The sequence below is a fragment of the Kineosporiaceae bacterium genome, from assembly GCA_016713225.1.
Classification (GTDB): domain Bacteria; phylum Actinomycetota; class Actinomycetes; order Actinomycetales; family Kineosporiaceae; genus JADJPO01.
This window is the reverse complement of record JADJPO010000003.1, coordinates 878,456-898,731: the sequence shown is the minus strand read 5'-3', so window position 1 is coordinate 898,731 and position 20,276 is coordinate 878,456. Positions and strand designations below refer to the sequence as shown.

Sequence of the window (20,276 nt, the reverse complement as noted above, 5' to 3'; positions counted from 1 at the left end):
CATGGTGACCGCGGGTGGGTCGGCCCTCGCGGGCGCCGCTCGAGCAAGGGGGAGATCATGTCCAACGGCATGACAGAGCGCGTGTTCCACGCCTCCAGCGAGGTCCCCGAACGGGGAGCCTGGGACCCTTGTGGACCGGGCCCCGGCCGCATCGGCCCTTGGGGCACGTTCACCCGGGTGTACGAGGTGCCGGGGATGATGGTCGGGGTCAGCGTACGAGCGCCGAGCGCCGCGGCGACGGTGGGCGTGTACGTCTGGGGACGTCGAGAGATCGGCGAAGGGCTGGTTCTCGACCCGGAGGCACGGGCCGTGCGCGACGCCGGGTGAGCTGTTGAGGTGACTACGCCGTTCGTGGGTGCTGTTGTCCTGTGTGCGCCGGTTAGGTCCTGACATGTCACCATGGCCCATGCGATCCGCCATCGCCACGCGCGTTCTCGGGGGTGTCGTCGTTCTGTGTGTCGTCGGGCTGACGGCCTGTTCGGATGGTGCCCCCTCGGCGCCGACCACCACGGCCTCGCCCACTCCCGCCGGTGCCTCGGCCCAGGGTGAGGCAGCGGGCGCCGAGCCGTCGTCCAGCAGCATCCCGCCGGCCGCCGTGCCGGAGGCACCGGCCACGCCGGCCGATCCCGCACTGCGGCTGGCGGCCTTGATGGGCCAGCACTCGGTGCTCGCCTCCGACATGATGCGCGCCCGAATCCGCGGAGACGCCGACCTGGCCCAGGCCGCCAATGCGGCACTGGGGCAGAACACGCACGACCTGGCCGAGGTGCTCGACCCCTTCGTCGATGCGGCAGCGAAGCAGGAGTTCGAGGAGATGTGGGCCGAACACATCCTGTCGCTGTTCGACTACGCCCGCGGGCACTCGATCCATGACGCAGCGGTGCGCGACCATGCCCGGGAGGAGTCGGTCGAATACGAGGGCGAACTGGCCGAGTACTTCGTGGCCCGATCGCAGGGCCGCCTGGACGCAGCGACGGTACGGGCAGCCATCCACGACCACGCTCAGCACCTGCTGCACGATGCCGACGCCTACGCCGCCGCCGAGTATGCCAACGCGGCGAGCGGCTATCGCGCGTCCTATTCGCACACCTACGCGTTCGGGGCGCAGTTGGCCCGCGCGCTGATGCCCGCCACGGTGACCGGCACCCTCGACACCCCCGCGGTGCGGCTGCGGTCGGAGCTGACCAGACTCCTCGGTGAACATGCCGCCCTGGTGATGGCGATGACGCGTTCGGCCGCCGGCGACCCGGTCGACTTCGCGGCCATGAGTGATGCGCTGAACGGCAACACCCTCGATCTCACCGCGGCGGTCGATGCCCTGTTCGGCGTGGAGCCGGCGCGCCGGTTCGAGAGCCTGTGGGCCGATCAGGTCGATCAACTGGCCGCCTACAACACGGCCGCGGTCCGGAAGGACACCGCAGGGCAGAACCAGGCGAGGGCTGCCCTCGAGTCGTTCCAGAGCGCTCTGGCCGGCTTCCTGGCGGGGGCCACGGCCGACCGGCTCACCGCGACGGCTCTGACGCAGGCCCTGGCCGGGCACGATGCCCGCTTGCTCGCCGAGATCGACGCCTACGCGTCCGGGAGCTTCGCGCCCGCCTACACCATCAGCCAGCAGATCCACGGCGCGACCTACGCGCTGGCAGGACAGTTGGCCCAGGGCATCGGTCCCGCCGTCGCGGCTCGGCTGCCACTCGGTGGATCACAGACCGGGGGCGGCGGCGCGAGAACTGCCGGGGCTCGGTGAGCGAGGCTCGTCGCCGGGCGAGCACACCCGTCACGGTCCGGGTGATCGCTCTGCTGTCCATCGGACTGGTCAGCGGCTGTGCCGTTCCGGGCACGTCGACCGCCGCCGGGGCGGGTGAGCCGGCGGTCGTGGCGTCGTCCGCCGCAGGGCCGGCCCGGCTCTCTTCCCCCTCGCCCAGCGGGTCCGTTCCGCCGACCGTCGGACAGTTCCGGTCGGTGCGCCGCTACGCCGGCGTCGCGCCCCCCGAGCGGCTGCGGATCCCCGAGGCCGGAGTGGACACCTCGCTGACCGAACTGGGCCTGACCCCCGAGGGATGGATCGAGGCCCCCACCGACTGGGACGTCGCCGGCTGGTACGCCGGCGGTCCGCGCCCGGGCCAGCAGGGGCCGGCCGTGATCGTCGGGCACATCGACTCGCGATCTGGTCCTGCGGTGTTCCACCGGCTGCCCGAGCTCCGGCGGGGCGCTGTGATCACCGTCGATCGGCAGGACGGGAGCAGCGTGGCGTTTCGCGTGGTGGGCCACCGGCAGCTGCCCAAGGAGCACTTCCCGGCAACGGAGGTGTACGCGCCCACGCTCGAGGCGTCCCTGGTCCTGATCACCTGTGGTGGTGTCTTCGATTCGGTGACCGGCCACTACCGCGACAACATCGTCGTCACGGCGGTACCGGCGTGAGGCTCACGGGGGATGGACCGCCGATGTCCGGCACTCCCGCGCCCGCGAGATCGAGGTGGCACGCCGGCGTGGCTGCGGTGTGCGCTCTCGTCCTGATCATCCTGCCGGCGCCGCTCGCTCTGGCCGCGACCGGCGCCACCGCCGTCGAAGTCCTCGCCACGCGCCTGGTCTCGGACCGCGAGGTCTCGGTGGTGCTGGCGCTGCCGTCGGTGGCCACGGCATCGCAGGCATCCGTCACCGTCACGGCCTCGACAACGGGCAGCCAGGTGGCCGCGCGGGCCGACCCGGTGGTCTCCGAACGCTCGGCGGTGGCGGTCGTGCTCGACGCCTCGTCGGCTGCCGTGCCCGCCCTGCGCGGCGGGGCGCTGTCCGGCGCGGCGAACTACCTGCTGCGGCTGCCCTCGGGAGCCACGACAACGGTCATCGCCGATCAACGCCCGCCCCGGGTCGTCACCGCACCCTCGAGCGGGGTGGCCGACGACCTCCGAGCGATCAGTGCGTGGACCGGCGAGGGTGAGCGCACGACGTCCACCGCGTTGACCCTGGCGGTGCGACAACTGCGGCAACTGCCTCGCGTGCCGGCTGACTCGGCCGTGATCGTGCTCTACACCTCCGGCACCCCGGCGGACGACGAGTCGGCCCCGGCGCTCGCCGAGCGGCTCTCGGCGGCAGGGGTGATCCTCGCGGTGGTGGACGCCAGCGGCGACCCGTCGTATTGGTCGACGGTGGCGAAACGGACGGGGGGAGTGTCCGTCTCGGCTGTTCGGCCCGGGGCGAGTGTCGAGGCGTTCGATGCCGTCGACGATGAGTTGCGGCGCCGTGTCGTGGTCACGTTCCCCCGTCCGGCCGCAGCCGCCCGGGTGCGTCTGCAGATCGTGGACGCCGGTCGCGCGGCCAGCGTGGACGTCGACCTGCCGCCCGAGGCCACGGGCAGCGATCCGGAGCCGGCCGCCGGCGGCTCCCGGGGCGAGTTCGGGCTCGGTCCCTGGCTCGTGGGCGGCCTGCTGGTGGTCGCGGGCGCCGCAGCGATCACCGTGATCGCGCGACGTCGTCGGCCGGCCCCGGCCCCCGAGCAGGGTTCGACGCCGGGAACGGCCACCACCGACCTGCTGCAGACCCCCCCGGCCCCTCCGGAGGACCTGTTCCGTGCCGCCGTCCCGGAGGCCGAGGTTCGGGAGCTCGAGGAGTTGGTGGCCCGCGAACCGGCCAACCCCCACCATCGCCGGAACCTGGCCGCGGGGTATGAGCGGCTGGCCGGCCGTGACCGCGCCGAGCGCCGCATGGCGTTGGCCGCGTCCGGGTATCGACAGGCGGTGGATGCGCTGGCTGCTCGGACGCGGCTGGAGCCCGACAACCCGCAGGCTCGGCTCGACCTGGCCTTGGCGCAGGTCCAGTTGGCCGATCTGGACGCCGAGCAGGGCTGGACCGGTCAGGCCCGGGCGGGGTATCTGCAGGCGATCGAGCTCTGTGAGGGATTGATCACCACTGATTCCGAGAGCGCCGACCCACACCGGCAGCTGCTCATGCGGCTGCAGGCACGCCTCGCCACGTTCGACGAGCCCTGAGTTCCCGGGCTTTCCCGATCAGGTTGCCTGCACGGCCTCCACGGCCGGCGGGGGTGACGCAGGCTCCTGGATGACCTGATTCGGCCTCACGCTGCGCCATCGGGGTGGCTTCGGCCGGCGAGGGTCACGGCCCGGGACGGGGATTCCGATCATGAACCAACCGGAACCCCCTGTGCCGGGCTCCTTGTCGAGAGGCCACGCGTCATGACGGACCAGTTCGTGCACCGGGATGGACACGCAGACGGGCACCCCACAGCGGACCCGGGCGCTGCGATCCCGTCGGCAGCCGAGCCCGAACACGTGGGCCGTGGCGTGCTCGCCGCACTCGGCGGCGTCGCCGCCGGAGTGGTCGTGACGGTGGTGCTGTGGCGCCTCGGGTATGTGGCTGCCATCTCGGGCGTCGTGCTGGCCTGGGCCTCGGTGCGTTTGTACACGGCGGTCGCCGGGACGGCTCCGCGTCGAGGGCTCGTGCCGCTGGTCCTGTTGATCGTGGTGGGCGCGCTGGTCTCGTTCCTCGCCGTCGTGGCGAGCGACGCACTGGACTTCTACGGCAGCGAGAGCCTCGAGCAGGAGGGAGTCTCGCGGCTGACCTTCCTAACGGACAACCTGACCGACCTCTCCATCCTGGGTGCCTACGGCCGCGACATGGCGATGTTCTTCGTGTTCGCGATCCTGGGCGCCGGGGGAACGATCTGGCAGGTCGTGAAGAAGGCTCGCGCCACCTGACGTCACACCGAACGCATGACCCCCACCGCGGCGGGCGTGAAGCCGGGGAAGACCGGCGTCGTCGAGGACACACCCATCCGAGTCGTCAGAACCTCACTGATGACCGAGCGGTAGTCGGTGGTCACGGCCAGGTCCTGCTTGTTGGACAGGTTCGCGGGGGCCAGTCCGGGCCAGGTGCCGTGAACCTTGCCACCGTTGACCCCGCCACCCAGCATCAGGCACACGTAGCCATGACCGTGGTCGAGACCACCGCTGCCGTTCTCCTTGAGAGGCCGGCCGAACTCGGTGAAGGTCATGGTCGTCACCCGGTCGAGGTCGGTGCCCAGGTCGGCCGCGAAGGCCGCCAGGCCCTGGGCGAGGCCGGACAGGCGCCCGGCGAACGTCGATCCGGTGTCGGTGGGACCCCCGAAGTTCTCGTGGTGGTCCCATCCGCCGTACGGCACGCTCGCGGTACGCAACCCGACATCGGCCTTGATCATCCGAGCGACGTCCTTCAGCGCCGTCCCCCAGGTGTTGTTGGGGTAGCCGGTCGCCGTCGAGGCCGGAACGGAGGCCACGGCGTTCACGGCGCCGAGCGCGTTGCGCATCGGAGCCGAGATCTCGGGTCGCTCGCCGACGTGCAACTGGGTGAATGCCTGCTGCCACAACGGGAGCGTGGTGACGTACTCGAGGGGCAGGGTGATGTCGGCCAAGCGGTAGGCCGACAAGGTGGGTTGGGCGCCCCGATAATGGCCCGGCAGGTTGGACCCACCGAGTGCGACGCCCTCGAGCGGCCCGTTCTCGGGCAGGAGCCCCATCATGCGGTTGACCCAGCCGTCGCGTGCGGCGGATCCGGTGGCGGCCTGCTCCATCTTCTCCATCGCCGAGAAGTGCGACTTGTCGGCGGCGAGCTGGCCGACAGCCTGGACGGCACCGAACTTGCCCGACTGCCAGAGCGGGTACAGCGGCGACAGGGCAGGGTGCAGGCCGAACATCGCGTCGGCGCGCAGGGTGGTCGACGGCGGGATGGCGATGTTGGGCCGGGCGGGGGCGAAGGCCGCATCGCCGTGCGGGACGACGGCGGACATGCCATCCATCCCCCCACCCAACACGATGGTCACGAGCACGTTGGGCTTGGTGCCCGCCGTGGCGCCGAAGGCGAGTTGAGCCTCGCCCAGGGTCGCGGTGACCAGCGCTGTCCCACCGAGCATCTTGAGGATCCCGCGGCGGGAGAGCTCCAGCCGGCGGCCCTCGTGACAGGCGCAGGGGTCGTTGTCGGTGGCACCGTGATTGCGGGCAGGTGCAACGGGCGTAGTCATGATGATGTCTCCGGTGGCGTCGGGAACGACGTGCGAGTCAGCGGGTCAGGAAGGCGGCGCTGTGCATGAGCAGCTGAGCCACGACGCTCACGGCCACGTTCTGGCCATCGCCGGGCTTGTACGGCTTCGTCGGCTGAGCGCCCGACAGCGCCGTGGCGATGGCCGTCGCCTCGTTGGCCGCCGGCGGGCGACCGAAGAAGCGGGCGCAGAGCTGTTCGCCGACGGCCGCGGGAGTGGTCGCTGTCGTCGGGTTCGACAGGAGAGCTGAGACCGGCTGGTAGGTGAAGCCTTTCGGGTACCAGCCGTGCAGCAGGTTCATCGCTGCGCCGTACTGACTCAGTGCCTGACCCGGCGACTGCCACTTGACTGCTTCGTCCGGATAGCCGTCCGGAGTCGGGTAGGCCATGGGCATGTGACCTGCCGCCGACAACTCGTAGTTCAGTTCGCGCAGCGCCTTCGGGTCGGAACCCCGCTGAAGTCCGAGGGCCCGGGCGGCGGCCACGAGGTGCTCCATCGGGCGTCGCTGCTTGCTGCGGGCACTGGCCGCGAACTCGGCCGACCCGAACAGTGCGCGCAGCACCGGCACGATCTCCGTGTCGTTGGCCAGGTAGACGCTGGCCAGATTGGCCACCAGCGCCGCCGGGGGGTTGTCGCCGACGAACCGTCGGGCCAGCTTGGTGGCCAGGTGTTTCGCCGTGCTGGGGTGGAATGCCAGGTACTCGTACAGCTCACGGGCGGCCGTCGGGCCCTGGGACGCCACGTTGTTGGGGTGGGTGAAGCCCACGACCTGAACGGCCCCGAGATAGTGCCGGTTGGGGTCGAAGGCCACGGCCTTGGTCTTGTAGTCCAGCCGCCACCCGGACAGCAGCTTGGCCGCCTGCTTGATGTCGGCCTCGGTGTAGCCGCCATTCACCCCGAGGGTGTGCAGCTCGAGCAACTCCCGGGCGTAGTTCTCGTTGGGGTTCGTGCCGGTCGAGTTGGCGAGGTCGAGGTACCCGAGCATCGCCGGGTGGTTGGCCGAGGCGACCAGCAGATCCTCGAATCGTCCGAGCGCGTGGGTTCGGACCACGATGCGGTCGTAGTCGGCTCGGGTGGCCCGGTCATCCACCTGGGCCGGGACGTTGAGGTGGTTGGACCAGAAGTCGACCATGACCTCGAACAGCTGGCGGCGACTCCAGATCGCCCGCCCGAGATGCGCGGCCTGCAGATCCAGCGACGGGTCGAGGCCACTCGAGTTGCCGGAGTCGAACTCGGCCTGCAACGAGGCCATCGACCGGCTCAGTGACGGGTACATCGCGAAGACCGCGTCGCCCTCGGGATCCGGGATCGACGCCGGCGCGAGCTGCTGTGCCAGCCAGCCGGGGATGCCCAGCTGCTGGATCTCTGCCCGCAGTTGCGGCGTCGCCCCGTAGGTGGCCCGGCTCAGCACCAGTTCGGCTGCGGCCGTGGTCGGCATCGGAACGGGCACGGTCGGCGAGGGGCTCCCCGTGGGAGTGGCGCTCGGCGTCGGGGACGGCGAGCCGGTGCTGCTCGGGCTGGTGGTCGGGCTCGGCGAGACAGTGGCGGTTGCCGTCACCGAGGCGCTCGGGGATGGACTGGGTGAACTGGGAGTCGTGCTGGGGCTCGGCGATGAGCTGCCCGTCGGGCTCGGCGTGGCCGAGCTGCTCGACGATGGAGTGGGCGACGCAGGGGTACTCGGCGAGGCCGGGGCACTGGGCGAGACCGGGGCGCTGGGCGAGACCGGGGCGCTGGGCGAAGCCGGGGCACTGGGCGAAGCCGGTTTGCTGGGAGTGACCGATGGTGCACTCGCGGTGGGTGACGGCACCGACGACGGTGGGCTGGGGGGCGTGGACGCCGACGGAGTGGGCGTCCCGGGGGTCGGCTTGGGCGGCGCCGTCGTCGGCTTCGGCGGGGTTCCGTGATCATGGTGCCTGCGGTGCCTACGGCGCTTACGGCGACTACCGTGGCGGAACCCCTTGCCGCGACGTAGACCCGATTCGAAGTGCGCCAGCGCGACGCCGTCGATCGGCATTCCGGTCTCTGGATCGAGCATGATCGAGCCACGAGGAATGGTGCCGACAATGCGCTCGTAGGTTCCGTCGGAGCCCCAGGCATCGTCCAGGTACCGGCTTCCGCCGGGCTTGCCCGCGGTTCCTCCCGAGGCACCCGGCAGCCCGTCCAACAGGCCGGTGCGCCAGCCGGCCAGCAGGCCCGCACCGCCCAGCAGCGCCGTACTCAGCGCGGCACCGGTCAGGGAGCGTCGGGAAGAGTCAGCCTCACGCGCGCTGCGTCGTCCCGCGGCGCGACCCTGCTCGTCGGCGACCCGCTGCCGGCGGGTGCCGACAGCGGCAGGAACCGGTTGCTGCGATGGCTCATCGGAACTCAGAAGTGCGTCGAAAGACCCTTCGGTAGAAGGGGTTTCGACGTCCGGGCGATCAGAGTCGCCAGGGAACGGTGAAAAGTCGGTCACGTGAGGCCCCCGAAGCCGTGTGCCGGATGTGTCCAGGTTCGGACCTTGTGGCAGTGAACGTAGGGGCATTGACGGCGGTCGCCAAGGGGGCTGCATCAGTGATGACATCGGCTTGAGAGAAGGTTGATCGAGCGGGCGTCAATTCTGCCGTGACCTGCGTTGGCCCGGTGCGAGGTCAGTCGGCGTCCAGGGCGGCGACCAGCAGCGGGAGCGCCTCGCCTGCGGTGGCATGCCAGGTGTGATCGGCGGCAGCGCCGAGGGCCGTGGCATGTGGGTCGATCTCGATCACCGGGATCCCGGCCGCGGTCGCCAGGTGCGGCAGGGAGGCTGCGGGGTGGACGAGTCCCGAGGTGCCGATGACCAGCACCAGATCCGTCGCTCGGCAGGCGGCCTGGGCCATCTGGAAAGCCTTCGACGGCAACGCCTCTCCGAACCACACCACCCCGGGACGGCGCCGTCCGGGGCAAAGGGGGCAACCGGTCGGCGCGACGTGATCGAGTGGCTCCCCGTCGCCGCTGAGCGGGGTGGACGGGATCTCGGCCGGCTCGCCGCAGCGGTCACACCGCCACGCGAAGAGGCTGCCGTGCAGATGCGCGAGCACCGGCGACCCCGCGCGCTCGTGCAGGTCGTCGACGTTCTGCGTGACGATGCGCAGCTCCACCTCGGCACGCCGCGCCCAGGCCGCGAGTGCCCGGTGACCGGCGTGTGGCTCGGCCCGACGGACCAACGCCACCCGCCACAGATACCAGGCGTTCACCAGCGCCGGATCGCGGTGCCAGGCCTGCGGGGTGGCCAACTCGGTGGGGTCGAACCGTGACCACAGCCCCTGCTGGGCATCGCGAAAGGTCGGCACCCCTGACTCCGCCGACATCCCGGCACCGGTCAGCACCGTCACCCGCCGAGCTCGTCGAGCCAGCGACAGAAGAGTCTCGGGCACAGAGAGCGTCATCCTGTGACCCTATGTGGATGGAGGGGATCAGCTGGAGAGTGGAAGTGCGCCGGCGGCGACGATGCCGAAGAAGGCGCCGACCAGCAGCATGACCATGGCCCCCCAGAACCACCCCTGCTGGCGCAACGTCGGCGCGCCCGATGGCTGCCTGTCCCGGGAGAACAGTGCCCCCCAGATCGAGGAGCCCATGGCGATCATGAGGGTGCTCGCCATGCCGACGAAGGCCCTGGTCCATTCCATGTCTGGCAGTTCGGCTGTTGGCCCTCGGTCATTGAGCCGACGGATCACGTGACGTGCTGCGTGACGCCAACCGGTGGCACGTCGGCTGCGGGGACGGCCGGAGCCGGGGACGGCGCATCGCTGATGCAGCGGGCGAAGGTGTGAGGGTCGTGGCGCACGTCCGTCAAGATCGCGGAAGTGATCACCGCATCAGCGAGATCCGCTCCGAGCAGGCAGGCGCCGGTCAGGTTCGCGCCGACGAGCACCGCCCCCCTGAGCCTCGCACCCCGTAGGTCGGCTCCACTGAGATCGGTGCCGGACAGCTCGGCGCCCGACAGATCCGCGCCGCGCAGCGACACGTCCGCCAGAGTCGCCCCGGCCAACCGGGCGTGGACCAGGGATGCCCGGTCGAGACACACCATCGTGGTCGGCGCGGGGGCGGCGACGCCGGGTGCTCCGCCTCTCCAGAACCGCCATCCGGCGATCAGCACCGAGATCAGGGTGATTGCCGCGGCGATCACCCAGAACCACGGCAGGGGGGTAGGCGCCGGCGCCTGGTCTGCCATCACCATCGACGCGGTCACCTACGCGATGCTGACAGGGACGACGATCGTGCGCGGCGATGGACGAGCGGATCAGCCGAACGTGGGAGCGGCAGGTGCGCAGTTCAGTCACCGAGCTCAGAGGGCGTCGTGCCCGTGTTCGCCGGTGCGCACCCGGATGATGTCCTCGACCGGTGTCACCCAGACCTTGCCGTCGCCGATCTGTCCGCTGCGCGCCGCGGCCACCAGCACCTCGAGGATGCGGGCGACGTCCTCGTTGTCGACGATGATCTCGAGCCGCACCTTGGGGACGAAGTCGATCTGATACTCGGCACCCCGATAGACCTCGGTGTGCCCCCGCTGACGTCCGTGTCCCTGAGCCTCGCTGACCGTCATGCCCTGCACGCCACATGCCTGGAGCGCGTCCTTGACATCGCCCAGTTTGTGGGGCTTGAGCACTGCCGTGATGAGCTTCATCGCCCGAACCTACCCGCTCCGCTGGTCGTCCCGAGTTCGTAGGCGGTCTCGGCATGTTGGCTGTAGTCCAGACCCTCGACCTCGTGCTCGGGCAGCACCCGAAGGCCCATCACGCGGTCGACCGCCTTCGCGATGAGGAAGGTCATCCCGAAGGCCCAGGCCGAGGCGACGACCACGCCGAGTGCCTGGAGCCCCAGCTGGGTGAGCCCGCCGCCGAGCAGCAGCCCCTTGTGAGTGATCGCCGCATTGACCACCGGGGCGGCGAACAGACCGACGAACAGGGTGCCGATCACCCCACCCACGTAGTGCACCGCGACGACGTCGAGCGAGTCGTCGTACCCGAAGCGGAACTTCAGCCGGATCGCCAGCAGGCAGACGGCCCCGGCGAGACCACCCAGCACCAGCGCGGGCACGGCGTCGACATACCCGGCCGCCGGGGTGATCGCCACCAACCCGGCCACGGCGCCGGACGCCGCACCCAGCGTGGTCGCGTGCCCCGACGTCCGCTTCTCGATGATCAGCCAACCGATCATGCCGCCGACCCCGGACAGGTGCGTGGCCACCGCCGCCCGCGCCGCCAGGTCACCGGCCGACAGAGCAGACCCGGCGTTGAAGCCGATCCACCCGAACCACAGCAGCCCGGCGCCGAGCAGCGTCAGGGTCAGGTTGTGCGGTGGCATCGCCTCACGCGGCCAGCCGTGGCGTCGTCCGATCACCAGCGCCAGGGCGAGGGATGACGCGCCGGAACAGATCTCGACCACGGTGCCGCCGGCGAAATCGAGCAACCCGAGCTGGTAGAGCCACCCCCCGGGGGAGAACGACCAGTGGGCCAGCGGGGCATAGACCAGCACCGACCACGTGGCCGAGACCGCCACGAACGCCCCGAAGCGCATCCGGTCGGCCACCGCGCCCGTCAGCAGCGCCGTGGTCACGATGGCGAACATCAACTGGAATGCCATGAAGGCGAAGGGCGGGATGGTCAGGTTGTCGAAGCCCGGCACGGACGTCGCGGCGTGGCGCAGGCCCACCATGTCCAGCGATCCCACCAGCCCGGCGCCGGCATCGCGGCCGAAGGCCAGGGAGTAGCCGACCAGCGTCCAGGTCACCGACACCACGGCGATGGCCACGAAGTTCTGCATCAGCATGCCGAGCACGTTCTTGGCCCGCACCATGCCGGCGTAGAAGAAGGCCAGGCCCGGGGTCATCAGCAGGACCAGAGCCGTACAGACCAACACCCAGGCGGTGTCCCCGCTGTCGATCGTGTTCATGACCCCTCCTCGCTGCCGGCTGTGCCGGCCCCTGGGTGAGGCTCGGTGCCCTCGGTTACGGCGCGATTCCGGGCATGTTGCGGCGATGTTTCGTCTTCCTGCACGGCCGTGTCCTTGTCCACAGCCGGAGGGGTTTGAGAAACGCCGCGGAGCGGTAACCCCGAAGACCATGTCGTCGCCGCCCCCCCCCCGGCCCGGGGGCCCCCCCCCCCCCCCCCCCCCCCCCCCCCCCCGGGGGGCCCCCCCCCCCCCCCGCGCGGCCCCCCCCGGGCGCCCGCGGGGCGGGGGGGGGCCGCCCCGCCCCCGGCGCCGGGGGCCGCGGCCCCCCCCCCCCCCGGGGCGGCCGGGCCGGCCCCCCCGCCCCCGGGCCGGGGCGGCGCCCGGCCCCCCCCCCCCCCCCCCCCCCGCCCCGCCCCGGGGGGGGTCCGGCCCCGGCGGTGCCGGGCCGGGGGGCGCCGCCCCCCGGTCTGGTCCTGGGCAGGTGGTCGATCGGCCTGGCGGTCGGCACCGGGCTCACGTTCTCAGTGCTGTGGTTCCTGCTGCCCATGCGTCACCGTCGTCGATCCTGAAGGAGCAGAACACATGACCGTCCTCGGCACCTCGTCGCGTACTCGGGCCCGCACCGACCTGGCCCGCCAACTCCGGGTGGACGCCGTGCGGTGCACGGCTGCCGCCGGTTCGGGTCACCCCACCTCGTCGATGTCGGCGGCCGACCTGATGGCCGTGCTGCTCGACGGCTACCTGACCATGGATCTGGACGCGCCCGGAGATCCCGGAAACGACCACCTGATCTTCTCCAAGGGGCACGCCTCGCCGCTCTACTACGCGATGCTCAAGGCCGCCGGCGTGATCAGTGACGCCGAGCTGCTCACCTACCGCCGCTTCGGCAGCCGTCTCGAGGGACATCCGACGCCCCGCCTGCCCCCGACCGAGGTGGCCACGGGGTCCTTGGGTCAGGGACTGCCGATCGGCGTGGGGATCGCTCTCGCCGGACGCGATCTCGATCGGATCCCGTACCGGACCTGGGTGTTGTGCGGTGACTCCGAACTCGCCGAGGGGTCGATGTGGGAGGCGTTCCAGTACGGCGGCTGGGCTCGGTTGTCCCGCCTCACCGCCATCGTCGACGTGAATCGCTGGGGGCAGACCCGCGAGACGATGCTCGGGTGGAACCTGGCGGCCTATGCGGCCCGGTTGACGGCCTTCGGCTGGGAGGCGATCTCGGTGGACGGCCACGATCTGGAGCAGATCGCCGCCGCTTTCGATGCCGTGATGCACAACGGCGACCGGCCGACGGCGATCCTGGCGCGCACGATCAAGGGCCGTGGCGTCGCGGACGTCGAGGATCGCCCTGGTCATCACGGCAAGCCGTTGACCGACCCCACGGCCGCCATCGCCGAGCTGGGTGGGCTGCAGTCGATTCAGGTGCGGCTCCCGGTGCGCCATCGTGACGAGGAGACGGCGGGGTCGTCGGAGCGGCCGGTGGCTCCGGAGCCGACTCGCGGTGGCCCGGACACTCCCGAGCGAACGGACGTGTCGGAAGCCGAACCGGCACACCGCCCGCAACGGCCGTCCTGGCTGCCGGGCGATCGTGTCGCCACACGACAGGCCTACGGCCGGGCGTTGGCCGCACTGGGCGATGAACGTCCCGATGTGGTCGTCCTGGACGCCGAGGTCTCGAACTCGACCTTCTCGCAGGCCTTCGCCCAGGCTCACCCGGGCCGCTACTTCGAGATGTTCATCGCCGAACAACAGATGGTGGCGGCAGCCGTGGGATTGCAGGTGCGCCATCGGCGGGTGTTCGCCTCGACGTTCGCGGCCTTCCTCAGCCGGGCGCACGATGTCATCCGCATGGCGGCGATCTCACGAGCCGACCTGTGCCTGGTGGGCTCACATGCCGGGGTGGCCATCGGCGAGGACGGGCCGTCCCAGATGGCGTTGGAGGACATCGCGATGATGCGGGCACTGCCCGGCAGCGTCGTCCTACACCCCTCGGATGCCAATCAGACTGCCCGCCTGGTCGAGGCGATGGCGGATCTTCCCGGGATCAGCTACCTGCGCACGTTACGCAGTCCCACCCTGGTCCGCACCGCTGCCAGCGAGGCCGTGACCGTCGGGGGCAGCCGTCTGGTCCGTGGTGGGACGACCGAAGACCAGGTCACGGTGATCGCCTGCGGCGTCACGGTGGACGAGGCCGAACGAGCGGCGCGTGAGCTGGCCGGCGCAGGCATCGCCGTCCGGGTGCTCGACTGTTACTCGATCAAACCCCTGGACGGCGCGGCGATCCGCCGAGCCGCCGACGAGACCCGGGCGCTGATCACCGTGGAGGACCACCGGCCCGAGGGCGGCCTCGGCGAGGCCGTGCTGTCGGAGTTGGCCGGGCATACCTCACGTCCGCCGGTGAGCGTGCTGGCGGTGCGTCAGGTGGCCACCTCGGGGACCGCCGAGCAGTTGCTGGGGGCGGCCGGCATCGATGCCGAGGCCATCGAACAGGCCGTGCGCGCGGCGATCGAGCCCGTCTAACCCCGTCTAACCCACGTCTAACCCTCGCCGGACCAACCGTCGCCCGAGCGGCCCTCGGTGATGTCGATCCGTGCCCACAGCCGGGCATGGCGCCCGGACTGGTCCAGGCCCCAGTCGTCGGCCAGGCGGTCGACCAGAAACAGCGCGGGGTGCCCCCACGGCGTGACAGCCTGTCGGCCCGGCTCGGTGGGGCCTCCGACCAGCACGATGCACAGGTCGTCCTGATCCATGGTGATCTGGAGTTCCAGCTCGCGAGTGGGCTGCATCCCGACGGCGAAGTTCACCAGCTCACTGGCGATCAACTCTGCCGGTTCCACCTGATCCGCGACATCCCAGGCGATCAGCAGGGTGGACACCAGTCGACGTGCCGCTCGAGGAGCGCCGGCATGACCGGGCAGGGTGATCGCGGCGTGCCAGGACGGGGGAGTCTCGTCCACGGCGGCGGCGGGGTCGTCTTCTGCACGAGGAGCGCTCTGGCCGGTCGGCCCGCGGTCACGCTCGTTCATGACGTGGCTCCTCCTGACGATTCGGGGGCCTCCCTGCCGGTCCAGGTGATCAGCACACCGTCGCGATATCGCGACACGCGTGCCTCCCCCCAGGGACCCGATGGCTCGCCCTGGCGACGTGGAAGACGGTGCAGCTCAGCCAGTTCCCCGGTCTCCCAGACGTGCAGGCACATGGCCAACAAGCCGTTCACCGCGGCGTCCGGAAAGAGCTCGAGCAGGTCACGCCCGACCAGGTCGGACAGCTGGCGACCGATCCGTCGCACGGCAGCCGGATTGGCGTGCCGGATGCGGAGATCGGTGACCGTCCTGTCGGAGGCGGTCACGGGGCCGCAGAGCAGGACCGCGTCGTAGAGGACGTCGAGCAGCGCGAACGCGGGGTCGGGTGCGTTCGGATCCGAAGCCTGCCGCGCAGCCGGTGTCGCAGAACGGTTTCCGCGGATGGGGAGCACGGGGGTGGCCAGGCGTTGCACCGCCTCGGCCACGTCGCCGAGCAGTCGGGTCAGGGCCGGGTCGCCGGGCAGGGGTCGTGGGCCGTCATGCGGCCAGGTGAGCGCCAGGACGCCGACCACCCGATCATGGCGCCGCAGGGCCAGGACCGTGGCGAGCGCCCACGCGTCGGGGATGCCGAAGCCGAGGCCCTCGGGTCGGTGAGGGGTGGAGCCGTCCCACCAGGCACCCTGCCCGGTCCGGGCCACCTCACACACCGGCAGCGGGAGATCGAGCGGTAGCCGGTGCCAGCGAACCGCCACCGCTGCCGGTACCCCGTGATGGCCCAGCAGCACGAGCGCCCCGCTCATGTCCACAGCAGCCAGGACGACGGTGCTCGGCGGCCAGATGTCGAGCGCGCCGCGCACGGCATCGACCACCTCGTGGCCCGTACCTGCCGACAGCAGCTCGGAACGCAACCGGACCCAGCGGCCGCGATCACGTACCCGGTCGGCCAGCTGTGGATCGCCGGTGGCTCGGTGCCCCAGCCGGTGGTCCTTGCGCCGCCGGGCCGCGGCGCGAACCTGCCTCGGCGAGGGCGCGGTGGCCTCCGAATCGGCGGGTTCGGGGTGTTCGGGTCCATCCGGGCGGCCGCTGGACACGAGCGCGAAGGCCACATCGGCCAGTTTGAGATTGGTTTGCTGCGAGAAGCGCGACAGCCGGGTGAAGGCCTCGTCGTCGGTACAGCCGTACCGCTCCATGAACATGCCCTTGGCCTGTTCGATGACGGCTCGGCTGCGCATGGCATGACGTAACCCGTCGACCTCGTTGCGCAGCCGATCGACCGTGGCCAGCAGGAGGGTCTCGGCCTGCGCGCCATCGGACGGTGGAGTTGTCTGGGGACTTGCCATGAACGGTGTGTACCTCGGCTCGTCGCGAGCCACCGGCCATGCGGCCGGTGGTCGGCAATAGATGGCTCTGCCAGGCGAGTCTGCCCCGGGAGGGCGCAGTGCGCCCTCCCGGATGGACACGAGCCGGAGTGCGACCATCAGATGCTGGTGCGGCTCCGCGAGCTCACGCGCAGGATGAGCAGGGCGAGGATGGCTCCGACGATCGACCCCACGATGCCTGCCGGCTGGACTGCCCCTTCACTGGTGTCGGCACCGAGCAGGTAGTAGCCCAGGAATCCTCCGATGAACGACCCGATGATGCCCAGGACGATGGTTCCGAGGATGCCCATGGGGTCACGCCCGGGAACGACCAGGCGGGCGATCAGTCCGGCAATCCCGCCGATGATGATCAAAGTGATGACGAACATCAACATGTCTTCTCCTTGTGTGGGTTTCAGGTCAGCTGGCGAGCGGCACGTGGTCCTCGCGATCGAGGCCACAACTGTCGGTGAGTCGTTCACGCAACCGTTCGAGCGATCGGGTCAGCAGTCGTGAGACATGCATCTGGGACATGCCGACCTCGTCGGCGATCTCGGACTGCGTGAGTTGGTGATAGAAACGCAGGCCCAAGATGTGGCGCTCCCGTTCCGGCAGGTCGCTCAGGGCGGCCCGCAGTACGGCACAGGCCTCGACGTGCCGGTAACCGCGCTCTTCGTGGGCCAGTAGGTCGCCCAGGCAGGCGCCGTCCTCGTGATGGCCGAGGGGTCGCTGCAGCGAGGTGGCGCTGTAGGCGCTCCCAGCGGCCAGGCTCTCGCGGACGTCGTCCTCGCTGACGGCCAGCGCCACGGCTACGTCGGCGGGGTTCGGCAGCCGCCCCAGCTCATGTGTCAGTCGGTCGCTGGCTGCCGCGATCTCCAGGCGCAGTTCCTGGAAGCGGCGCGGCACCCTGACGTCCCAGCCCTTGTCGCGGAAGTGGCGGCGCAGCTCACCCAGGATCGTCGGGATGGCATAGCTGGTGAAGGCGCTGCCTCGAACGGGGTCGAAGCCGTCGATGGCCTTGATCAGGCCGATCGCTGCCACCTGGACCAGGTCGTCCTCCGGCTCGCCGCGATGGCGGAACCGGCGGGCCAACCGGCGGGCCAGGCCCCAGTACACCTCGATGAGCTCGGTACGCACACGGCGCTGGGTCACCTCGTCCGCGGCTGTGGTCATCTCGAGGAAGAGGGCATGGGTGAGCGGGAAGCGATCGGGACTGGGGGCACACTCGTCGATGGGCATGGTTGTGGCGGTCACGGGAGTTCTTCCTCCGGATCGGAACCGGTGGAAGAGGCCTCGGGGCACGGCGCGGCCGTGCACGGAACTGCCAGGTGAGACCCGCAGCGCAGCAACGGTTCATGGCCGGAGACCGCAAGGCGGGCACTACCGACAGGAGACCTCTCGGGAGCGGCCGGCACCCTGCTTCTGGAGCGCCAGACGGTGATGCGTGTAGGAGGACGCTAGAGCCGGTCGTGCCCTACGGCAACCGGAGTTGTCCCTGCCGGATCCGGGATTCTCGGTTCGGCCACCCGGCTACCGGTCGTCGGTGCGTTCGGCGTCACCCAGGAGATCGGTGAGGATGGTGGGGTCGCCGGTGGCTGGTTCCTGACCGGTTCTGCGTGGTGGAACCACTTCTGCCAGTGCAGCTTCAGGGTGGTGGAGATCGAAAGCCGGTGACTCGGAACGGATCCGAGGCAGGGCGAGGAAGTTGTGCCGCGGTACCGGGCTCGCGGTGGCCCACTCCAGTGATCGTCCGTGACCCCACGGGTCGGCGGCCAGTGCGGCCCGAGGTCGTCGCATGGTGCGCCCGAGGTTGACCAGGAAGATGGCCATCGAGATCGCCAGCAGGAAGGCTCCCGCCGTCGAGAAGCGATTCGCGAGGGTGTATCCGTCCTCGGGGAGGTAGTCCGCGACCCGCCGAGGCATGCCGGCTGCCCCCAGCCAGTGCTGGATCAGGAAGGTGATCTGGAAGCCGATGAACGTCGTCCAGAAGTGCCACGTGCCCAGCTTCTCGTCGAGGAAGCGTCCGGTCCACTTGGGCCACCAGAAGTAGAACCCACCGAAGGTGGCGAAGACCACGGTGCCGAACAGCACATAGTGGAAGTGGGCCACCACGAAGTAGGTATCGGTCACGTGCCAGTCCAACGGGGGAGCCGACAGGATGACGCCGGTCAGCCCACCGAACAGGAAGGTCACGAGAAAGCCCAGACACCACAACATGGGGGTCTCGAAACTCAGGCTGCCGCGCCACATGGTGCCGATCCAGTTGAAGAACTTGATCCCCGTCGGGATCGCGATGAGCATCGTCGCCCCGGCGAAGAAGGCGAAGGAGACCTGCCCGGTGACGAACATGTGATGCGCCCACACCGCGACGGACAACGCGCCGATGACGATCGTGGCGTAGACCATGCCCCGGTAGCCGAAGATCGGTTTGCGACTGAACACCGGGATGATCTCGCTGACGATGCCGAAGAACGGCAACGCCACGATGTAGACCTCCGGGTGACCGAAGAACCAGAACAGGTGTTGCCACAACAGGGCGCCGCCGTTCTCCGGCACGAAGAGTTGAGCCCCGGCGATCCGATCCGCCGCCAGCCCGAAGAGCGCCGCGGCGAGCAGGGGAAAGGCGATGATCACCAACAGGCTGGTGACCACGATGTTCCAGCAGAACAGCGACAACCGGAACATGGTCATGCCCGGGGCGCGCAGGCAGACGATCGTGGTCAGGAAGTTGACCGCCCCCAGAATGGTCGAGAACCCGCCCAGCGCCAGGCCGAGCACCCAGAGATTGCCGCCCAGCCCGGGGGAGTAGGTGGCGTCGGACAACGGGGCGTACGCGGTCCAGCCGAAGGACGCCGCGCCCCCGGGCAAGAGGAAGCCCGAGACCACGATCAGACTGCCGAACAGGTACATCCAGTACGACAACATGTTCAGGCGGGGGAACGCGACGTCCGGTGCACCGATCTGGATCGGCACCAACAGGTTGGCGAACGCCGCGAACATCGGGGTGGCGAACTGCAGCAGCATCAGGGTGCCGTGCATCGTGAACAACTGGTTGTACTGGTCCTTGGACTGCACCAGGTCCAGGCCTGGGGTAGCCAGCTCCGCCCGGATCATCATGGCCATGATCCCGGCGAGTAGGAAGAACCCCAGCGCCGTGTACAGGTAGAGCATGCCCACCACCTTGTGGTCGGTGGACCACAGGACGGACACCCACGGCGACTCCCGAGGAGTCGGCTCCTCACCATCGCCTCGGGTCACGGTGGGGGTGGACGCGAGGGAACTCACCGCAACCGGGGTGTCGTCCACGTTGACACCCGAGCGCTCCGGCCTGATCGCGGTCATGGCGAACTCCTCGGGCTCGATGTGCCGACAGCACACCTCGCCCGGACGTCCTGCGCGACCCGAGCCGCGGCCCGTGGAACCCCTCGGCCGTCACGGGTGCGGGGTGCGGGTGGTTTGGGCCTCGGCGACACGGGTAGCCCGAGTTCGTCCCAAACCCCGACACATGGAGGACGACGTGGACAACTCGTTGTGGAACTACCCCGGAGCCCTCACGCCCGGCGGAGTCGACCTGGTCGATTACCAGGTGGAGGCTCGTGACGGCAGCATCGGCACGGTGGACGAGGCCACGGTCGACGTGGACTCCGCCCACCTGGTGGTCGACACCGGTAAGTGGATCTTCGGTCGCAAGGTCGTGATCCCGGCCGGTCTGGTCACGGAGGTGGACGAGGCGGGCCACAAGGTGTGGGTCGACCTCACCAAGGAGCAGATCAAGGACTCCCCGGAGTTCGACGCCGACCGGACGATCGACCCGGAGTACCTGGGCACCCTCGGCAGCTACTACGGGCCGATGGGTCCGGTGCGCTGACCCAGGGCACTCCCGTTCGTCGGCGACCAGCCCTCGAGCGGGGCCGAGTGAGATGAGCCCTGACGACTGCAGGCACCGGTGGGCGATGGCGCTCA

Annotated in this window: 20 protein-coding genes; 8 read left to right on the top strand and 12 right to left on the bottom strand. The window is 70.2% G+C overall.

Features of this window, described 5'->3' with window-relative positions; translation table 11 throughout:
• The first annotated feature begins 57 nt into the window (after positions 1 to 57).
• The 5 genes from IPK24_15215 (at position 58) to IPK24_15195 (ending at position 4,709) form a co-directional block, all read left to right on the top strand.
• Positions 58 to 327, top strand: coding sequence for a hypothetical protein (locus IPK24_15215; protein MBK8076877.1), 270 nt, complete (start codon positions 58 to 60; stop codon positions 325 to 327).
• A 79-nt stretch (positions 328 to 406) separates the two neighbouring features.
• The gene (locus tag IPK24_15210; protein MBK8076876.1) at positions 407 to 1,744 is read left to right on the top strand and encodes a hypothetical protein; all 1,338 of its coding nucleotides are present in this window, start codon (positions 407 to 409) and stop codon (positions 1,742 to 1,744) included.
• 65 nt (positions 1,745 to 1,809) lie between these two features.
• Positions 1,810 to 2,418 carry a class F sortase gene (locus tag IPK24_15205; GenBank protein MBK8076875.1) on the top strand — a complete coding sequence of 203 codons (609 nt, stop codon included), beginning with the start codon at positions 1,810 to 1,812 and terminating at the stop codon, positions 2,416 to 2,418.
• Positions 2,419 to 2,441: 23 nt separating this feature from the next.
• Complete coding sequence (locus tag IPK24_15200; GenBank protein MBK8076874.1) at positions 2,442 to 3,983, top strand: hypothetical protein; 1,542 nt, start codon at positions 2,442 to 2,444, stop codon at positions 3,981 to 3,983.
• A 204-nt stretch (positions 3,984 to 4,187) separates the two neighbouring features.
• Positions 4,188 to 4,709: a hypothetical protein gene (locus IPK24_15195; GenBank protein ID MBK8076873.1), complete on the top strand. Its 522-nt coding sequence runs from the start codon at positions 4,188 to 4,190 to the stop codon at positions 4,707 to 4,709.
• Between the two features lie 2 nt (positions 4,710 to 4,711).
• On the opposite strand, the gene IPK24_15190 is transcribed toward IPK24_15195, so the two are convergent.
• The gene (locus IPK24_15190; GenBank protein ID MBK8076872.1) at positions 4,712 to 6,007 is read right to left on the bottom strand and encodes a DUF1501 domain-containing protein; all 1,296 of its coding nucleotides are present in this window, start codon (positions 6,005 to 6,007) and stop codon (positions 4,712 to 4,714) included.
• A 37-nt stretch (positions 6,008 to 6,044) separates the two neighbouring features.
• On the bottom strand, positions 6,045 to 7,463 hold the full coding sequence (locus IPK24_15185) for a DUF1800 domain-containing protein (protein MBK8076871.1): 1,419 nt from the start codon (positions 7,461 to 7,463) through the stop codon (positions 6,045 to 6,047).
• Here IPK24_15185 and IPK24_15180 point away from each other — a divergent pair.
• The gene (locus tag IPK24_15180) at positions 7,453 to 7,929 is read left to right on the top strand and encodes a hypothetical protein (GenBank protein MBK8076870.1); all 477 of its coding nucleotides are present in this window, start codon (positions 7,453 to 7,455) and stop codon (positions 7,927 to 7,929) included. The two genes, IPK24_15185 and IPK24_15180, sit on opposite strands and share 11 nt — an antisense overlap.
• A gap of 723 nt (positions 7,930 to 8,652) precedes the next feature.
• Here the strand turns inward: IPK24_15180 and IPK24_15175 are convergent.
• The 5 genes from IPK24_15175 to IPK24_15155 form a co-directional block, all read right to left on the bottom strand.
• Complete coding sequence (locus IPK24_15175) at positions 8,653 to 9,426, bottom strand: NAD-dependent protein deacylase (GenBank protein ID MBK8076869.1); 774 nt, start codon at positions 9,424 to 9,426, stop codon at positions 8,653 to 8,655.
• A 27-nt stretch (positions 9,427 to 9,453) separates the two neighbouring features.
• The gene (locus IPK24_15170; GenBank protein ID MBK8076868.1) at positions 9,454 to 9,666 is read right to left on the bottom strand and encodes a hypothetical protein; all 213 of its coding nucleotides are present in this window, start codon (positions 9,664 to 9,666) and stop codon (positions 9,454 to 9,456) included.
• 44 nt (positions 9,667 to 9,710) lie between these two features.
• The gene (locus IPK24_15165; protein ID MBK8076867.1) at positions 9,711 to 10,217 is read right to left on the bottom strand and encodes a pentapeptide repeat-containing protein; all 507 of its coding nucleotides are present in this window, start codon (positions 10,215 to 10,217) and stop codon (positions 9,711 to 9,713) included.
• A gap of 108 nt (positions 10,218 to 10,325) precedes the next feature.
• Positions 10,326 to 10,664, bottom strand: coding sequence for a P-II family nitrogen regulator (locus tag IPK24_15160; protein MBK8076866.1), 339 nt, complete (start codon positions 10,662 to 10,664; stop codon positions 10,326 to 10,328).
• Entirely contained in the window at positions 10,661 to 11,932 is a 1,272-nt protein-coding gene (locus tag IPK24_15155) for an ammonium transporter (protein ID MBK8076865.1), read from the bottom strand. Before IPK24_15155 ends, IPK24_15160 begins: the two co-directional genes overlap by 4 nt.
• A 582-nt stretch (positions 11,933 to 12,514) precedes the next feature.
• Between IPK24_15155 and IPK24_15150 the strand changes: the two genes are divergently transcribed.
• Positions 12,515 to 14,452 (top strand): transketolase, encoded by a 1,938-nt coding sequence (locus tag IPK24_15150; protein ID MBK8076864.1) that lies wholly within the window; start codon positions 12,515 to 12,517, stop codon positions 14,450 to 14,452.
• A gap of 17 nt (positions 14,453 to 14,469) precedes the next feature.
• Here IPK24_15150 and IPK24_15145 read toward each other — a convergent pair whose 3' ends face one another.
• The 5 genes from IPK24_15145 to ctaD all read right to left on the bottom strand — a co-directional run bounded on the left by IPK24_15145 (position 14,470) and on the right by ctaD (position 19,655).
• On the bottom strand, positions 14,470 to 14,958 hold the full coding sequence (locus IPK24_15145; protein ID MBK8076863.1) for a hypothetical protein: 489 nt from the start codon (positions 14,956 to 14,958) through the stop codon (positions 14,470 to 14,472).
• Positions 14,955 to 16,295: an ANTAR domain-containing protein gene (locus IPK24_15140; GenBank protein MBK8076862.1), complete on the bottom strand. Its 1,341-nt coding sequence runs from the start codon at positions 16,293 to 16,295 to the stop codon at positions 14,955 to 14,957. Before IPK24_15140 ends, IPK24_15145 begins: the two co-directional genes overlap by 4 nt.
• 137 nt (positions 16,296 to 16,432) lie before the next feature.
• Positions 16,433 to 16,708: a GlsB/YeaQ/YmgE family stress response membrane protein gene (locus IPK24_15135; GenBank protein ID MBK8076861.1), complete on the bottom strand. Its 276-nt coding sequence runs from the start codon at positions 16,706 to 16,708 to the stop codon at positions 16,433 to 16,435.
• Positions 16,709 to 16,733: 25 nt separating this feature from the next.
• Positions 16,734 to 17,552, bottom strand: coding sequence for a SigB/SigF/SigG family RNA polymerase sigma factor (locus tag IPK24_15130; GenBank protein MBK8076860.1), 819 nt, complete (start codon positions 17,550 to 17,552; stop codon positions 16,734 to 16,736).
• A gap of 291 nt (positions 17,553 to 17,843) precedes the next feature.
• Positions 17,844 to 19,655 carry a cytochrome c oxidase subunit I gene (ctaD, locus tag IPK24_15125; protein MBK8076859.1) on the bottom strand — a complete coding sequence of 604 codons (1,812 nt, stop codon included), beginning with the start codon at positions 19,653 to 19,655 and terminating at the stop codon, positions 17,844 to 17,846.
• Between the two features lie 163 nt (positions 19,656 to 19,818).
• Between ctaD and IPK24_15120 the strand changes: the two genes are divergently transcribed.
• Complete coding sequence (locus IPK24_15120) at positions 19,819 to 20,181, top strand: PRC-barrel domain containing protein (protein MBK8076858.1); 363 nt, start codon at positions 19,819 to 19,821, stop codon at positions 20,179 to 20,181.
• Positions 20,182 to 20,276 lie beyond the last annotated feature (95 nt).

What these genes read in the sequence shown, in the direction of transcription:
- IPK24_15210 (MBK8076876.1), top strand. Translation starts at nt 407, where the DNA reads ATGCGATCCGCCATCGCCACGCGCGTTCTCGGGGGTGTCGTCGTTCTG.
- IPK24_15200 (MBK8076874.1), top strand. Translation starts at nt 2,442, where the DNA reads ATGTCCGGCACTCCCGCGCCCGCGAGATCGAGGTGGCACGCCGGCGTG.
- IPK24_15140 (MBK8076862.1), bottom strand. Translation starts at nt 16,295, where the DNA reads ATGGCAAGTCCCCAGACAACTCCACCGTCCGATGGCGCGCAGGCCGAG.
- IPK24_15145 (MBK8076863.1), bottom strand. Translation starts at nt 14,958, where the DNA reads ATGAACGAGCGTGACCGCGGGCCGACCGGCCAGAGCGCTCCTCGTGCA.
- IPK24_15120 (MBK8076858.1), top strand. Translation starts at nt 19,819, where the DNA reads ATGGAGGACGACGTGGACAACTCGTTGTGGAACTACCCCGGAGCCCTC.
- IPK24_15190 (MBK8076872.1), bottom strand. Translation starts at nt 6,007, where the DNA reads ATGACTACGCCCGTTGCACCTGCCCGCAATCACGGTGCCACCGACAAC.
- IPK24_15175 (MBK8076869.1), bottom strand. Translation starts at nt 9,426, where the DNA reads ATGACGCTCTCTGTGCCCGAGACTCTTCTGTCGCTGGCTCGACGAGCT.
- IPK24_15130 (MBK8076860.1), bottom strand. Translation starts at nt 17,552, where the DNA reads ATGCCCATCGACGAGTGTGCCCCCAGTCCCGATCGCTTCCCGCTCACC.
- IPK24_15170 (MBK8076868.1), bottom strand. Translation starts at nt 9,666, where the DNA reads ATGGAATGGACCAGGGCCTTCGTCGGCATGGCGAGCACCCTCATGATC.
- IPK24_15160 (MBK8076866.1), bottom strand. Translation starts at nt 10,664, where the DNA reads ATGAAGCTCATCACGGCAGTGCTCAAGCCCCACAAACTGGGCGATGTC.
- IPK24_15165 (MBK8076867.1), bottom strand. Translation starts at nt 10,217, where the DNA reads ATGGTGATGGCAGACCAGGCGCCGGCGCCTACCCCCCTGCCGTGGTTC.
- IPK24_15150 (MBK8076864.1), top strand. Translation starts at nt 12,515, where the DNA reads ATGACCGTCCTCGGCACCTCGTCGCGTACTCGGGCCCGCACCGACCTG.
- IPK24_15195 (MBK8076873.1), top strand. Translation starts at nt 4,188, where the DNA reads ATGACGGACCAGTTCGTGCACCGGGATGGACACGCAGACGGGCACCCC.
- ctaD (MBK8076859.1), bottom strand. Translation starts at nt 19,655, where the DNA reads ATGACCGCGATCAGGCCGGAGCGCTCGGGTGTCAACGTGGACGACACC.
- IPK24_15185 (MBK8076871.1), bottom strand. Translation starts at nt 7,463, where the DNA reads ATGCCGACCACGGCCGCAGCCGAACTGGTGCTGAGCCGGGCCACCTAC.
- IPK24_15215 (MBK8076877.1), top strand. Translation starts at nt 58, where the DNA reads ATGTCCAACGGCATGACAGAGCGCGTGTTCCACGCCTCCAGCGAGGTC.
- IPK24_15155 (MBK8076865.1), bottom strand. Translation starts at nt 11,932, where the DNA reads ATGAACACGATCGACAGCGGGGACACCGCCTGGGTGTTGGTCTGTACG.
- IPK24_15135 (MBK8076861.1), bottom strand. Translation starts at nt 16,708, where the DNA reads ATGTTGATGTTCGTCATCACTTTGATCATCATCGGCGGGATTGCCGGA.